Source organism: Pseudomonas sp. SC3(2021), assembly GCF_019856535.1.
Classification (GTDB): Bacteria; Pseudomonadota; Gammaproteobacteria; order Pseudomonadales; family Pseudomonadaceae; genus Aquipseudomonas; species Aquipseudomonas monsensis.
The window spans coordinates 371652-385683 of record NZ_CP082236.1 but is presented as its reverse complement, the minus strand read 5'-3'; the positions used below and the strand labels follow the sequence as shown (position 1 = coordinate 385683).

The window sequence follows — 14032 nt, the reverse complement described above, 5'->3', positions numbered from 1 at the left end:
TTCTATATAAGGCTGGGAGCGTTGCGGATCAGGCCGATACGCGCGGGATGGTGTCGTCGGCGCGCAGGGTGAAGATCTCGTAGCCGGTGTCGGTGACCAGCAAGGTGTGTTCCCACTGCGCCGAGAGTTTGCGGTCCTTGGTGATCGCGGTCCAGCCGTCACCCAGCACCTTGGTGTCGGCCTTGCCCTGGTTGATCATCGGTTCGATGGTGAAGGTCATGCCGGCCTTCAGTTCCATGCCGGTGCCGGCGCGACCGTAGTGCAGGATCTGCGGTTCTTCGTGGAACACCTTGCCGATGCCGTGGCCGCAGAATTCGCGAACCACCGAGAAGCCATTCTTTTCCGCGTGCTTCTGGATGATTTCGCCGATATCGCCGAGGCGGCAGCCAGGTTTGACGATCTCGATGGCCTTGTACATGCATTCCTGAGTGACTTGCGACAGGCGCTCGGCCCAGACCGGTACTTCGCCGACGTGGAACATGCGGCTGGTGTCACCGTGGTAGCCGTCCTTGATCACGGTCACGTCGATGTTCAGGGTGTCGCCGTTTTTCAGCGGTTTGTCGTTCGGAATACCATGGCAGACCACATGGTTGATCGAAGTGCAGATCGACTTCGGATAACCCTTGTAGTTGAGCGGGGCGGGGATGGCCTGCTGCACATTGACGATGTAGTCGTGGCAGATCTGGTTCAGTTGATCGGTGGTAACGCCCGGTTTGACGTGTTCGGCAATCATTTCCAGCACATCGGCGGCCAGTTTGCCGGCGACACGCATGCCAGCGATGTCCTCGGGGGTTTTGAGGTTGACGGTCATACAGGCTCTCTCTGCGCTCGGCGGCGCTTGTTGATACGTATTGGGTGGCACATGTGCGTTTTGCGACCCTGAAAAACCCGATTCTAACAGACGAAAGGAGCAAATCCGCGCCTGCGTGCATCGTGTCTCTCTATACAATGGTGCGCTTGAAGGCGATTCCAAGGGGGCTGCGTCCATGTCCCAGGTGCGATTACAGATTCCGGGTTCCGTTTCTGCGCACCCTGTGGTATAAAATGCGCCGCTTTCCGGGGATACCCCGAAAAGCTTAAATCCACACACGTGTCGACACGATGACCTGGGTGCTTTTGGCTTTATGCCACTGGTTGGTCATTGGGATACGTGGAGGCCAAACCCGACTTATTAAGGAACTATCATGTCCCAAGTCAACATGCGCGATATGCTGAAGGCCGGTGTGCACTTCGGTCACCAAACCCGTTACTGGAATCCGAAAATGGGTAAGTACATTTTCGGCGCGCGTAACAAGATTCACATCATCAACCTTGAAAAAACCCTGCCAATGTTCAACGAAGCTCTGACTTTCGTAGAGCGTCTGGCCCAGGGCAAAAACAAGATTCTGTTCGTCGGCACCAAGCGTTCCGCTGGCAAGATCGTTGCTGAAGAAGCAGCACGTTGCGGTTCGCCGTACGTCGATCACCGCTGGTTGGGCGGCATGCTGACCAACTTCAAAACCATTCGTGCTTCCATCAAGCGTCTGCGTGACCTTGAAGTTCAAGCCGAAGACGGTACTTTCGCCAAGCTGACCAAGAAAGAAGCGCTGATGCGCTCCCGTGACCTGGAAAAGCTGGATCGCTCCCTGGGCGGCATCAAGGACATGGGCGGTCTGCCTGACGCACTGTTCGTGATCGACGTTGACCACGAGCGCATCGCGATCACCGAAGCCAACAAGCTGGGCATCCCGGTCATCGGCGTTGTCGATACCAACAGCAGCCCGGAAGGCGTTGACTACATCATCCCAGGTAACGATGACGCCATCCGCGCTATCCAGCTGTACATGGGTTCGATGGCTGACGCTGTTATCCGTGGTCGCAACAACGTTGCTGGCGGCACTGTAGAATTCGCAGCTGAAGAAACTCAGGCTGCAGCTGAGTAATTGACGCTTTGGCGTTGACTCAGTAAGCAAAAAGGGGGCTTGGCCCCCTTTTTGCCACCTCGAAAACCATTTGTCGGCGGCGCAGCTACAGCATCTGTAACGTGCAGCGGCTACAAGCTGGTTCGGGAAGAATTGAACGCCCGTTCGATCGGGTGGAATGGTTGAAAACCTATCCAAGAGGAATTTGAAAATGGCAGCAATTACTGCAGCGTTGGTTAAAGAACTGCGCGAGCGTACCGGCGAAGGCATGATGGACTGCAAGAAAGCCCTGGAAAAGGCTGACGGCGACATCGAAAAAGCCATTGATGACATGCGTGCTTCGGGCGCGATCAAGGCTGCGAAAAAGGCTGGCAACGTTGCCGCTGAAGGCGCAATCGCAATCAAGGACGACGGTAAAGCTGCCGTTATCCTGGAAGTGAACTCGCAGACCGACTTCCTGGCCCTGCAAGACGACTTCAAAAACTTTGTTGCTGCCAGCGTTGAAAAAGCCTTCGCTGACAAGCTGACCGACGCTGCTCCGCTGATCGCTGCTCAAGAAGCCGCTCGCGAAGCACTGGTTGCCAAAGTGGGCGAGAACGTCAACATCCGTCGTCTGACCCGTATCGAAGGTGACGTTGTAGGTTCGTACCTGCACGGCAACAAGATCGGTGTTGTTGTGGCTCTGAAAGGCGGTGACGTCGAGCTGGCCAAAGACATCGCGATGCACGTAGCTGCCAGCAACCCTGAGTTCCTGCTGCCTTCGCAAGTTTCGGCTGAAGCGATCGAGCGTGAAAAAGCTGTGTTCATGCAGCTGAACGAAGAGAAGATCAAAGGCAAGCCAGAAAACATTGTTGAGAACATGGTCAAAGGCCGTATCAGCAAGTTCCTGGCAGAAGCGAGCCTGGTTGAGCAGGCGTTCGTCAAGAACCCTGAAATCAAGGTTGGCGAGCTGGCCAAGAAAGGCGGCGCAGAAATCGTTTCCTTCACCTACTTCAAAGTAGGCGAAGGCATCGAGAAGCCGGTCGACAACTTCGCTGAAGAAGTTGCTGCCCAGCTGGCTGCAGCCAAGCAATAAGACGGTTTTTCAACTGTCGCCCGAAAGAGGCTGCCCGCTCACGCGCGCAGCCTCTTTTCAGATGGGGTTACCAATTTTTAATTGGTTTCCACTTGGAACTGACTTACAAAGCCATGTTCCGATGGCGCTGAAGCAGCGCCAAGCTAGAGTGAACGCCAGCTGTAAACAGCTCGCAAAGAATTTTTAATACGCCGCAGGAGAGATTCGCAATGGCTCAGCAGGGCAGTGGTTATCAGGCTCGCTATAAACGCATTCTACTCAAGCTTAGCGGCGAGGCCCTGATGGGCTCGGAAGAGTTCGGGATCGATCCGAAGGTTCTGGATCGCATGGCGCTGGAAGTCGGCCAACTGGTCGGTATCGGCGTTCAGGTCGGTCTGGTGATCGGCGGTGGCAACCTGTTCCGTGGCGAAGCCTTGAGCAAGGCTGGCATGGATCGGGTGACAGGCGACCACATGGGCATGCTGGCCACTGTGATGAATGCCCTGGCCATGCGCGACGCGCTGGAGCGTGCCAATATCTCGGCCATCGTGATGTCGGCCATTTCCATGGTGGGCGTAACCGATCACTATGATCGTCGCAAAGCCATGCGCCACTTGAACTCCAAGGACGTGGTGATTTTCGCGGCCGGTACCGGCAACCCGTTCTTCACAACGGATTCGGCAGCCTGCCTGCGCGCCATTGAAATCGACGCCGATGTCGTGCTCAAGGCAACCAAGGTCGATGGCGTTTATACCGCTGACCCATTCAAGGACCCGCATGCCGAGAAGTTCGATCATCTGACTTATGATGAAGTACTGGATCGCAAGCTGGGTGTAATGGATCTGACAGCTATTTGCCTGTGCCGCGATCACAAGATGCCGCTGCGCGTATTCAACATGAACAAGCCCGGCGCCCTGCTGAACATCGTACACGGCGGCGCTGAAGGAACCCTGATCGAGGAAGTTCAACAATGATCAACGAAATCAAGAAAGACGCCAAAGAGCGCATGACGAAGTCCGTTGAGTCTCTGGCTCACAACTTCGGCCGTATCCGTACCGGCCAGGCGCACCCAAGCATTCTGGAAGGCGTGATGGTGCCGTACTACGGCGCGGACACCCCGATCAAGCAAGTCGCCAACATCACCGTCAAAGACGCCCGTACCCTGCAAGTGGTTGCGTTCGAGCGCAACATGCTCGGTGCTGTCGACAAGGCGATCGGCAGTGCAGGCCTGAACCTGAACCCGACCAACCTGGGTGAATTGCTGCTGATCAGCATGCCGGCCCTGACCGAAGAAACCCGTCGTGGTTTCACCAAGCAGGCGCGTGATGTGGCCGAAGACGCCCGTGTTGCCGTGCGCAACATCCGTCGCGATGCCAACAGCTCGCTGAAGGATCTGGTCAAGGAAAAGGAAATCAGCGAAGACGAAGAGCGTCGCGCCACTGGCGAAATCGACGATCTGACCAAGAAGTACGTGGCCGAGATCGACGCGAAACTGGCTGAGAAAGAAAAAGACCTGATGGCCGTATAAGGGTCGAGTTTTAATGGACAAGACCAAGCAGACTGCGCCGTCCGCGGTGCCGCGCCATGTCGCGATCATCATGGATGGCAACAATCGCTGGGCGAAAAAACGCTTTATGCCGGGTGTCGCCGGGCATAAAGCGGGCGTGGATGCTGTACGGGCAGTGATCGAGGTGTGCGCTGAGGCCAAGGTCGAAGTGCTCACCCTGTTCGCGTTTTCCAGTGAGAACTGGCAGCGCCCGGCCGATGAGGTCAGCGCCTTGATGGATCTGTTCTTCAAGGCGTTGCGTCGTGAGGCCAAGCGCCTCAACGACAACAACATCAGCTTGCGGATCATTGGCGATCGTTCGCGCTTCCACCCTGAGCTTCAGGCGGCGATGCGCGAGGCCGAAGCCATGACCGCCGGTGCCAACCGCTTCATTCTGCAGATCGCAGCCAACTACGGCGGTCAGTGGGATATCGCACAAGCTGCGCAGCGTCTGGCGCGGGAAGTCCAGGCCGGACACCTGCGTCCGGAGGACATCACGCCGGATCTGCTGCAGACCTGTCTGGCCACCGGCGACCTGCCGTTGCCGGATCTGTGTATCCGCACGGGTGGTGAGCACCGCATCAGCAATTTCCTGCTGTGGCAGCTGGCCTACGCCGAGCTGTACTTCTCCGACCTGTTCTGGCCGGACTTCAAACACGATGCCATGCGCAATGCGCTGGCCGATTTCGCTTCGCGTCAGCGTCGCTTCGGTAAAACGAGTGAGCAGATTGAAGCTGGAGCCCGGGTTTAATGCTTAAACAACGAATCATCACTGCGCTGATCCTGTTACCGATCGCCTTGTGCGGTTTTTTCCTGCTCGAAGGTTCCGGCTTTGCGCTGTTCATCGGGCTGGTGGTCAGTCTGGGCGCGTGGGAGTGGGCGCGGCTTGCCGGTTTCAATGGCCAGACGTTCCGTGTCGGTTATGCCGCCGCGGTCGCGCTGATGCTGTTCGTCATGTACATCTTGCCCGGCCTCGCGCCGTGGGTGCTGGGCGCGGCAGTACTGTGGTGGATGGTGGCGACCTGGCTGGTACTGACCTATCCGCAGTCGAGCGGGCACTGGTCCAGTGCGGCGACCAGGCTGGTGATCGGTCTGTTGATCCTGTTGCCGGCCTGGCAAGGCCTGGTGCAGATCAAGCAGTACCCATTGGGCAACTGGTTGATCATGGCGGTGATGGTGCTGGTCTGGGGCGCAGATATTGGCGCTTACTTCTCCGGTCGAGCTTTCGGCAAGCGCAAGCTTGCACCGCAGGTCAGTCCGGGCAAGAGCTGGGAAGGTGTCTATGGCGGTCTGGCGCTGAGTCTGGTGATTACCGCCATTGTCGGTCTGGTACGCGACTGGACGGTTGCCGAGCTGCTTAAAGGCCTGATCGGCGCTGCGCTGATCGTGTTCATTTCCGTTGTCGGTGATCTCACCGAAAGCATGTTCAAACGCTCATCCGGCATCAAGGACAGCAGTAATCTGCTTCCGGGTCATGGTGGCGTGCTTGATCGTATCGACAGCCTCACGGCGGCGATTCCGGTATTTGCCGTGCTGTTGTGGATGGCTGCACCGTGAGTCGCCCACAGCAGATTACCGTCCTTGGGGCGACCGGCTCGATCGGTCTGAGCACCCTCGATGTCATTGCTCGTCACCCTGAGCGCTATCAGGTGTTCGCACTGAGCGGCTTCACTCGCCTGAGTGAGCTGTTCGCCCTGTGTGTGCGCCATGTGCCGCAGTTCGCCGTGGTGCCGGAAGTCGCTGCCGCGCGCGGCCTGCAGGACGACTTGCGTGCGGCCGGTCTGCCGACCCGTGTGTTGGTCGGGGAGGAGGGCTTGTGTCAGGTGGCTGCAGCCCCTGAAGTCGATGCGGTCATGGCGGCGATTGTCGGTGCGGCGGGGTTGCGCCCGACGCTGGCAGCGGTCGAGGCCGGCAAGAAAATCCTTCTGGCCAACAAAGAGGCGCTGGTGATGTCCGGCGCCTTGTTCATGCAGGCAGTACGCAAGAGCGGCTCGGTGCTGTTGCCGATCGACAGCGAACACAATGCGATTTTCCAGTGCATGCCTCAGGATTTTGCTCGTGGCTTGAGCTCAGTGGGCGTGCGTCGGATTTTACTGACAGCCTCCGGCGGTCCCTTCCGGCAGACGCCGATGGCCGAGCTGGCGCATGTTTCGCCTGACCAGGCCTGCGCCCATCCGAACTGGTCCATGGGGCGCAAGATCTCCGTGGATTCGGCCAGCATGATGAACAAGGGGCTCGAATTGATCGAGGCCTGCTGGTTGTTCGATGCAAGGCCGTCGCAAGTCGAGGTCGTGATTCATCCACAGAGCGTGATCCATTCGCTGGTCGACTATGTGGACGGTTCGGTGCTGGCGCAATTGGGCAATCCCGATATGCGTACGCCGATCGCCAACGCCCTGGCCTGGCCGGAGCGCATCGATTCGGGCGTGGCACCGCTGGATCTGTTTGCAATCGCGCGTCTGGACTTCGAAGCTCCGGACGAGCAGCGTTTCCCTTGCCTGCGTCTGGCGCGGCAAGCTGCCGAAGCGGGTGACAGCGCGCCGGCGATGCTTAACGCGGCCAACGAAGTAGCGGTGGCGGCGTTTCTCGACGGACGGGTACGTTACCTGGAAATCGCGAGTATCATCGAGGAAGTCTTGAGTCTGGAGCCGGTGGTGGCCCTGGACGATCTCGAAGCCGTGTTTACTGCGGATGCGAAGGCGCGGGTTCTGGCCGGGCAATGGTTGCAGCGTCACGGTCGATAGATTTTGCTACAAAATGGCTACACGCGGCACTGAACGGGATTGCGGAGAAAATAGATGAGCGCGCTCTATATGATTGCCGGCACCCTGATCGCCTTGGGTGTGCTGGTCACCTTTCACGAATTCGGCCATTTCTGGGTCGCGCGTCGCTGTGGCGTCAAGGTTCTGCGTTTTTCCGTGGGCTTTGGCATGCCGTTGTTGCGCTGGCACGACAGGCAGGGCACCGAGTTCGTGGTTGCCGCGATTCCGCTGGGTGGCTACGTCAAGATGCTCGACGAGCGTGAGGGCGAGGTTCCACCCGATCAGCTCCATCAGTCGTTCAATCGCAAGTCCGTGCGTCAGCGCATCGCCATTGTCGCTGCCGGCCCGATTGCCAACTTCCTCCTGGCACTGGTGTTTTTCTGGGTGCTGGCCATGCTGGGCAGCGAGCAGGTGCGTCCGGTCATCGGTGCCGTCGAGTCCGGCAGCATTGCGGCAAAGGCCGGTTTGAGCGCGGGCGAGGAAATCGTCGCGATTGATGGTGAGCCGACTTCCGGTTGGGCTGCCGTGAATCTACAACTGGTGCGCCGCCTCGGTGAGAGTGGTTCCCTGCAATTGCTGGTGCGCGAACAAGGCTCGAGCGCCGATTCGCCGCGAACGCTGGCACTGGATAACTGGCTCAAGGGTGCTGATGAGCCCGATCCGATTCGTTCGCTGGGTATTCGTCCATGGCGTCCGGCCCTGCCGCCGGTGCTGGCCGAGCTTGACCCGAAGGGGCCGGCACAGGCTGCCGGGCTCAAGACCGGTGACCGGTTGCTGGCCCTTGATGGGCAGGCGCTCAATGACTGGCAGCAAGTGGTTGATACGGTTCGTACGCGTCCTGATACCAAAATCATGCTGCGCATTGAGCGCGACAGTGCTCAAATCGACGTCCCGGTGACTTTGGCGGCGCGTGGTGAAAGCAAGTCGCCAAGCGGCTATCTGGGTGCTGGCGTGAAAGCGGTCGACTGGCCGCCGGAGATGATCCGCGAGGTCAGTTACGGGCCGTTGGCCGCTATTGGCGAGGGTGCCCGTCGCACTTGGACCATGAGCATTCTGACGCTGGATTCGCTGAAGAAAATGCTGTTCGGCGAGCTCTCGGTAAAAAACTTGAGTGGACCGATAACCATTGCTAAAGTGGCGGGCGCTTCTGCCCAGTCGGGCGTCGCTGATTTCCTGAATTTCCTTGCTTATCTGAGTATTAGCCTGGGGGTTCTGAATTTGCTGCCCATCCCTGTACTGGATGGGGGGCATTTGTTGTTTTATCTGATCGAGTGGGCGCGTGGTCGTCCCTTGTCGGATCGGGTGCAAGGTTGGGGGATACAGATCGGTATCAGTTTGGTGGTCGGGGTGATGTTGCTTGCTCTGGTCAACGATCTGGGTCGACTGTAACGCTTCGCTGAATTGCGAATCTGCCGCATTTTGCGGCAGTTTGTTTATTGCCAGTTGGAATAAGAAAGGACTTCATGAAACGTCTGCTGCTAACTGCGGTTCTCACCGTATTGATGATCGCCGAAGTTCACGCCGAGTCCTTCACTATCTCTGATATTCGCGTCAACGGCCTCCAGCGGGTCTCCGCGGGTAGTGTCTTTGGTGCCTTGCCGTTGAACGTCGGCGAGCAGGCGGATGATCGTCGCCTGGTGGAATCCACTCGTGCGTTGTTCAAAACCGGTTTCTTTCAAGATATCCAGCTGGGCCGCGAAGGCAACGTTCTGGTAATCACGGTTGTCGAGCGTCCATCCGTCGCAAGTATCGAGATCGAAGGTAACAAGGCGATCTCTACCGAAGACCTGATGAAAGGCCTCAAGCAATCCGGTCTGGCCGAAGGCGAGATCTTCCAGCGTGCCACCCTCGAAGGCGTGCGTAACGAGCTGCAGCGCCAGTACGTCGCGCAGGGTCGTTACTCGGCTACCGTCGATACCGAAGTGGTGTCGCAGCCGCGTAACCGCGTTGGTCTGAAAGTGAAGATCAACGAAGGCACCGTTGCCGCCATTCAGCACATCAACGTGGTGGGCAACACGGTTTTCCCTGAAGAAGACCTGACCGACCTGTTCGAACTGAAAACCACCAACTGGTTGTCGTTCTTCAAGAACGACGACAAGTACGCCCGTGAAAAGCTTTCCGGTGACCTGGAGCGTCTGCGTTCCTACTACCTGGACCGCGGCTATATCAACATGGATATCGCTTCGACCCAGGTGTCCATCACCCCGGACAAGAAACACGTCTACATCACCGTCAACGTGACCGAAGGTGAAAAGTACACCGTTCGTGACGTCAAGCTCAGCGGTGACCTGAAAGTGCCTGAAGACCAGGTCAAGTCCCTGTTGCTGGTGCAGAAGGGCCAGGTGTTCTCGCGCAAGCTGATGACCACCACCTCCGAACTGATCACCCGTCGTCTGGGTAACGAGGGCTACACCTTCGCCAACGTCAATGGTGTGCCTCAGCCGCATGACGACGATCACACGGTGGACATCCTGTTTGCTGTCGATCCGGGCAAGCGTGCCTATGTCAACCGCATCAACTTCCGTGGCAACACCAAGTCCGAAGACGAAGTGCTGCGTCGCGAAATGCGTCAGATGGAAGGTGGCTGGGCTTCGACCTACCTGATCGACCAGTCCAAGACCCGTCTTGAGCGTCTGGGCTTCTTCAAAGAAGTGAACGTCGAGACGCCGGCCGTTCCGGGTGTCGACGATCAGGTTGACGTGAATTACGCCGTTGAAGAACAGGCTTCCGGTTCGATTACCGCCAGTGTCGGTTTCGCCCAGAGTGCCGGTCTGATCCTTGGTGGTTCGATCACCCAGAACAACTTCCTCGGTACCGGTAACCGCGTCAGCGTCGGCCTGACCCGAAGCGAATACCAGAGCCGCTACAACTTCGGCTACGTTGACCCGTACTGGACCGCCGATGGCGTGAGCCTGGGTTACAACGCGTTCTATCGCACCACTGACTATGATGAACTCGATGCCGATATCTCGAGCTACGCAGTAGACAGTCTGGGTGTAGGCGCTAACGTTGGTTACCCGATCAGTGAGACTTCGCGTCTGACCTTCGGCCTGTCTGCTCAGCAGGACAAGATCAATACCGGTAAATACACCGTTGACGAGATTTTCGACTTCGTTAACAAGGAAGGCGATCAGTACCTGAACTTCAAAGCGTCGGCCGGCTGGTCCGAATCGACGTTGAACAAAGGCGTACTGCCGACCCGTGGCCGTTCCCAGAGCCTGACGCTGGAAACCACCATTCCGGGCAGCGACCTGTCGTTCTACAAACTTGATTACCGCGGTCAGCTGTTCCAGCCGATCAGCGAGAACTACACCCTGCGCCTGCACACCGAACTGGGTTATGGCGATGGTTATGGTTCCACAGACGGCTTGCCGTTCTATGAAAACTACTATGCTGGTGGTTTCAACTCTGTACGTGGCTTCAAGGACAGTACGCTGGGCCCGCGCAGTACCCCGAGCCGTGGCACAAACCCGGGCACCGTGGCTGACCCGGATCAGGATCCACTGCCATTCGGTGGCAACGTCCTGATCCAGGGTGGTGTGGAAGTTCTGTTCCCGCTGCCGTTCGTGAAAGATCAGCGTTCCCTGCGTACCTCGGTATTCTGGGATGTGGGTAACGTATTTGACTCGCAGTGCAAGGACACTACCAATGCGAACGGCTCGTCGTCGAACACCAAGTGCAACGACATCAGCCTGAGCAACATGGCCAGTTCCGTGGGTGTTGGCGTGACCTGGGTCACCGCACTGGGTCCTCTGAGCTTCGCGCTGGCCATGCCGGTCAAGAAGCCGGATGACGCTGAAACCCAAGTGTTCCAATTCTCCCTCGGCCAGACGTTCTAAGCGTCTGACCCAAGATAACGACAATGGATTTTGTAGGAGTGCATCGTGCGTAAGTTGACTCAATTGGTTCTCCTGGCCTCCTTGATGGTGGCAGGCCCGGCATTTGCCGACATGAAAATTGCCGTTCTGAACTATCAGATGGCCTTGCTGGAATCGGACGCGGCCAAGAAATACGCCGTGGATGCCGAGAAGAAGTTCGGTCCGCAACTGACCAAGCTGAAGACGCTGGAAAGCAGCGCCAAGGGCATTCAGGACCGCCTGATGGCCGGCGGCGACAAAATGCAGCAAGGCGAGCGTGAGCGTCTGGAGCTTGAATTCAAGCAAAAGGCCCGTGACTTCCAGTTCCAGTCCAAGGAGCTGAACGAAGCCAAAGCCGTTGCCGACCGCGAAATGCTCAAGCAACTGAAGCCGAAACTGGATAGCGCAGTGGAAGAAGTCATCAAGAAAGGTGGTTTTGACCTGGTGTTCGAGCGTGGCGCAGTGATTGATGTCAAACCTCAGTACGACATCACGCGCCAGGTCATCGAGCGCATGAATCAGCTGAAGTAACCCATGACCGTGACTATCAAGCTCGGCCAGTTGGCCGAGTTCCTCGGCGCCACCTTGCGTGGCGACCCTGAGACGCAAATTACTGGGCTAGCCACTTTGCAAGAGGCTGGCCCAGCTCAGTTGAGCTTTCTGGCAAACCCTCAATATCGCAAATACCTGGCGGGCTCGCAGGCGGCAGCTCTGTTGCTCAAAGCGGCCGATGCCGAAGGCTTTGCCGGTAATGCATTGGTGGTGCCGGATCCTTATCTGGCTTACGCACGCATTTCTCATCTGTTCGATCCCAAGCCAAAAGCCGTAGCGGGTGTTCACCCGACAGCGGTGATTGCGGCGGATGCCGTGGTTGATCCAACCGCCAGCATCGGTCCGTTCGTGGTGATCGAGGCGGGCGCGCGGATTGCTGCCCACGTGACGCTGAGTGCGCATTGCGTAGTTGGCGCGCGCAGCGAAATCGGCGAAGGCGGCTGGCTTGCTCCGCGAGTGACGCTGTATCACGACGTGCGCATCGGCAAGCGCGTGGTGATTCAGTCCGGTGCGGTGCTCGGTGGTGAAGGCTTCGGCTTTGCCAACGAGAAGGGTATCTGGCAGAAAATCGCCCAGATCGGTGGCGTGACCATCGGCGACGATGTGGAGATTGGCGTGAATACCGCCATCGACCGCGGTGCGTTGGCCGATACCGTGATCGGTAATGGCGTGAAGCTCGACAATCAGATCCAGATTGCCCACAACGTTCAGGTCGGTGATCACACCGCCATGGCCGCGTGCGTGGGAATCTCCGGCAGCACCAAAATCGGTAAGCACTGCATGCTCGCCGGTGGTGTCGGCCTGGTTGGGCACATTGATATCTGCGACAACGTTTTCCTGACCGGGATGACCATGGTGACCCACTCGATTACCGAGCCGGGTGCCTATTCTTCTGGAACAGCCATGCAACCGGCGGCCGAATGGCGCAAAAGCGCGGCCCGCATCCGTCAGCTCGACGATATCGCGCGACGGTTGAAACAACTGGAAAAGCGCGTAGGGGAAGTGACCCCTGACGGTAATGCTTCATCAGATGGCTGATACCATTTCCATATCAAGTGTGCACAGCCTCTAGACTGCCTCCTTGATTTGCTAGAGGAGTGCGCGTCAGTCGCGCTCCCAATCTTTACATAGGCTTCCCCCCGAAATGATGGACATCAACGAGATTCGCGAATACCTGCCTCACCGTTACCCGTTCCTGCTGGTGGACCGGGTGGTGGAACTGGACACTGAAGGCAAGCGCATTCGCGCCTACAAGAATGTCAGCATCAATGAACCGTTCTTCAATGGTCACTTCCCGGCGCATCCAATCATGCCGGGCGTGCTGATCATCGAAGCGATGGCTCAGGCTGCCGGGATCCTCGGTTTCAAAATGCTTGATGTGAAGCCGGCCGATGGCACGCTTTACTACTTCGTCGGTTCCGACAAACTGCGTTTCCGCCAGCCAGTGCTGCCGGGCGACCAACTGATCCTGGAAGCGAAATTCATCAGCTGCAAGCGTCAGATCTGGAAGTTCGAATGCCAGGCGTCGGTTGATGGCAAGCCAGTCTGCTCGGCTGAAATCATCTGTGCGGAACGCAAGCTATGAGTTTGATTGACCCTCGCGCAATCATCGATCCGTCGGCCGTTCTGGCTGACGGCGTCGAGGTCGGCCCGTGGTCGATCATCGGCGCAGGTGTGGAAATCGGCGAGGGTACCGTGATCGGGCCGCATGTGATCCTCAAAGGCCCGACCCGCATCGGCAAGCACAATCGTATCTACCAGTTTTCCTCGGTAGGCGAAGACACGCCTGATCTGAAATACAAGGGTGAAGAAACCCGCCTGGTGATCGGTGACCACAACGTCATCCGTGAAGGCGTCACGATTCACCGCGGCACGGTACAGGATCGTTCCGAAACTACCCTGGGCGATCACAACCTGATCATGGCCTATGCCCACATCGGTCACGACAGCGTCATTGGCAATCACTGCATCCTCGTCAACAACACCGCGCTGGCCGGCCATGTTCATGTTGATGACTGGGCGATCCTCTCTGGCTTCACCCTGGTTCACCAGTATTGCCACATCGGCGCCCACAGCTTTTCCGGCATGGGCACGGCGATCGGCAAGGATGTGCCTGCGTTTGTCACCGTGTTCGGCAACCCGGCCGAAGCCCGCAGCATGAACTTCGAAGGCATGCGCCGTCGCGGTTTCAGCGAAGAGGCGATTCACGCCTTGCGTCGCGCCTACAAGACTGTTTATCGCCAGGGGCTGACGGTTGAACAGGCTTTGGCGGAACTGGCCGAACCTGCTGCCCAGTTCCCGGAAGTCGCAATGTTCCGTGACTCCATCCTGTCGTCGACTCGTGGCATCACCCGCTGATC

At 57.9% G+C, this 14032-nt stretch carries 14 protein-coding genes; 13 read left to right on the top strand and 1 reads right to left on the bottom strand.

Annotated elements, in window-relative coordinates; genetic code table 11:
* Positions 1 to 28: 28 nt before the first annotated feature.
* A complete protein-coding gene (gene map / locus K5Y35_RS01860) occupies positions 29 to 811 on the bottom strand; it encodes a type I methionyl aminopeptidase (RefSeq protein WP_007964271.1) in 783 nt (260 codons plus the stop codon).
* A gap of 373 nt (positions 812 to 1184) precedes the next feature.
* Here map and rpsB point away from each other — a divergent pair, with 373 nt between their 5' ends.
* From rpsB to lpxA, 13 genes are all read left to right on the top strand, one after another.
* The gene (rpsB, locus tag K5Y35_RS01855) at positions 1185 to 1922 is read left to right on the top strand and encodes a 30S ribosomal protein S2 (RefSeq protein WP_003222119.1); all 738 of its coding nucleotides are present in this window, start codon (positions 1185 to 1187) and stop codon (positions 1920 to 1922) included.
* A gap of 190 nt (positions 1923 to 2112) precedes the next feature.
* Positions 2113 to 2976: a translation elongation factor Ts gene (tsf, locus tag K5Y35_RS01850; protein ID WP_123465078.1), complete on the top strand. Its 864-nt coding sequence runs from the start codon at positions 2113 to 2115 to the stop codon at positions 2974 to 2976.
* A gap of 209 nt (positions 2977 to 3185) precedes the next feature.
* Positions 3186 to 3929 (top strand): UMP kinase, encoded by a 744-nt coding sequence (gene pyrH / locus K5Y35_RS01845; protein ID WP_011332683.1) that lies wholly within the window; start codon positions 3186 to 3188, stop codon positions 3927 to 3929.
* Positions 3926 to 4483, top strand: coding sequence for a ribosome recycling factor (frr, locus tag K5Y35_RS01840; protein WP_123465080.1), 558 nt, complete (start codon positions 3926 to 3928; stop codon positions 4481 to 4483). The genes pyrH and frr overlap by 4 nt, the downstream gene beginning before the upstream one ends.
* Positions 4484 to 4496: 13 nt before the next feature.
* On the top strand, positions 4497 to 5252 hold the full coding sequence (uppS, locus tag K5Y35_RS01835; RefSeq protein ID WP_064120741.1) for a polyprenyl diphosphate synthase: 756 nt from the start codon (positions 4497 to 4499) through the stop codon (positions 5250 to 5252).
* Positions 5252 to 6058 (top strand): phosphatidate cytidylyltransferase, encoded by an 807-nt coding sequence (locus K5Y35_RS01830; protein WP_222833569.1) that lies wholly within the window; start codon positions 5252 to 5254, stop codon positions 6056 to 6058. The genes uppS and K5Y35_RS01830 overlap by 1 nt, the downstream gene beginning before the upstream one ends.
* Positions 6055 to 7245: a 1-deoxy-D-xylulose-5-phosphate reductoisomerase gene (ispC, locus tag K5Y35_RS01825; protein WP_123465084.1), complete on the top strand. Its 1191-nt coding sequence runs from the start codon at positions 6055 to 6057 to the stop codon at positions 7243 to 7245. Before K5Y35_RS01830 ends, ispC begins: the two co-directional genes overlap by 4 nt.
* Before the next feature lie 54 nt (positions 7246 to 7299).
* Positions 7300 to 8652 (top strand): sigma E protease regulator RseP, encoded by a 1353-nt coding sequence (gene rseP, locus K5Y35_RS01820; protein WP_123465085.1) that lies wholly within the window; start codon positions 7300 to 7302, stop codon positions 8650 to 8652.
* Between the two features lie 74 nt (positions 8653 to 8726).
* Complete coding sequence (gene bamA / locus K5Y35_RS01815; RefSeq protein ID WP_123465090.1) at positions 8727 to 11102, top strand: outer membrane protein assembly factor BamA; 2376 nt, start codon at positions 8727 to 8729, stop codon at positions 11100 to 11102.
* A 45-nt stretch (positions 11103 to 11147) separates the two neighbouring features.
* Positions 11148 to 11651: an OmpH family outer membrane protein gene (locus K5Y35_RS01810; protein WP_007908849.1), complete on the top strand. Its 504-nt coding sequence runs from the start codon at positions 11148 to 11150 to the stop codon at positions 11649 to 11651.
* A 3-nt stretch (positions 11652 to 11654) separates the two neighbouring features.
* The gene (gene lpxD, locus K5Y35_RS01805; RefSeq protein ID WP_186745118.1) at positions 11655 to 12710 is read left to right on the top strand and encodes a UDP-3-O-(3-hydroxymyristoyl)glucosamine N-acyltransferase; all 1056 of its coding nucleotides are present in this window, start codon (positions 11655 to 11657) and stop codon (positions 12708 to 12710) included.
* Between the two features lie 106 nt (positions 12711 to 12816).
* Positions 12817 to 13257 (top strand): 3-hydroxyacyl-ACP dehydratase FabZ, encoded by a 441-nt coding sequence (gene fabZ / locus K5Y35_RS01800; protein ID WP_003222142.1) that lies wholly within the window; start codon positions 12817 to 12819, stop codon positions 13255 to 13257.
* Positions 13254 to 14030 carry an acyl-ACP--UDP-N-acetylglucosamine O-acyltransferase gene (gene lpxA, locus K5Y35_RS01795; protein ID WP_123465093.1) on the top strand — a complete coding sequence of 259 codons (777 nt, stop codon included), beginning with the start codon at positions 13254 to 13256 and terminating at the stop codon, positions 14028 to 14030. Before fabZ ends, lpxA begins: the two co-directional genes overlap by 4 nt.
* Positions 14031 to 14032 lie beyond the last annotated feature (2 nt).

Coding starts and splice junctions, on each gene's coding strand:
- map (WP_007964271.1), bottom strand. CDS start 811: ATGACCGTCAACCTCAAAACCCCCGAGGACATCGCTGGCATGCGTGTC.
- rpsB (WP_003222119.1), top strand. CDS start 1,185: ATGTCCCAAGTCAACATGCGCGATATGCTGAAGGCCGGTGTGCACTTC.
- tsf (WP_123465078.1), top strand. CDS start 2,113: ATGGCAGCAATTACTGCAGCGTTGGTTAAAGAACTGCGCGAGCGTACC.
- pyrH (WP_011332683.1), top strand. CDS start 3,186: ATGGCTCAGCAGGGCAGTGGTTATCAGGCTCGCTATAAACGCATTCTA.
- frr (WP_123465080.1), top strand. CDS start 3,926: ATGATCAACGAAATCAAGAAAGACGCCAAAGAGCGCATGACGAAGTCC.
- uppS (WP_064120741.1), top strand. CDS start 4,497: ATGGACAAGACCAAGCAGACTGCGCCGTCCGCGGTGCCGCGCCATGTC.
- K5Y35_RS01830 (WP_222833569.1), top strand. CDS start 5,252: ATGCTTAAACAACGAATCATCACTGCGCTGATCCTGTTACCGATCGCC.
- rseP (WP_123465085.1), top strand. CDS start 7,300: ATGAGCGCGCTCTATATGATTGCCGGCACCCTGATCGCCTTGGGTGTG.
- bamA (WP_123465090.1), top strand. CDS start 8,727: ATGAAACGTCTGCTGCTAACTGCGGTTCTCACCGTATTGATGATCGCC.
- lpxD (WP_186745118.1), top strand. CDS start 11,655: ATGACCGTGACTATCAAGCTCGGCCAGTTGGCCGAGTTCCTCGGCGCC.
- fabZ (WP_003222142.1), top strand. CDS start 12,817: ATGATGGACATCAACGAGATTCGCGAATACCTGCCTCACCGTTACCCG.
- lpxA (WP_123465093.1), top strand. CDS start 13,254: ATGAGTTTGATTGACCCTCGCGCAATCATCGATCCGTCGGCCGTTCTG.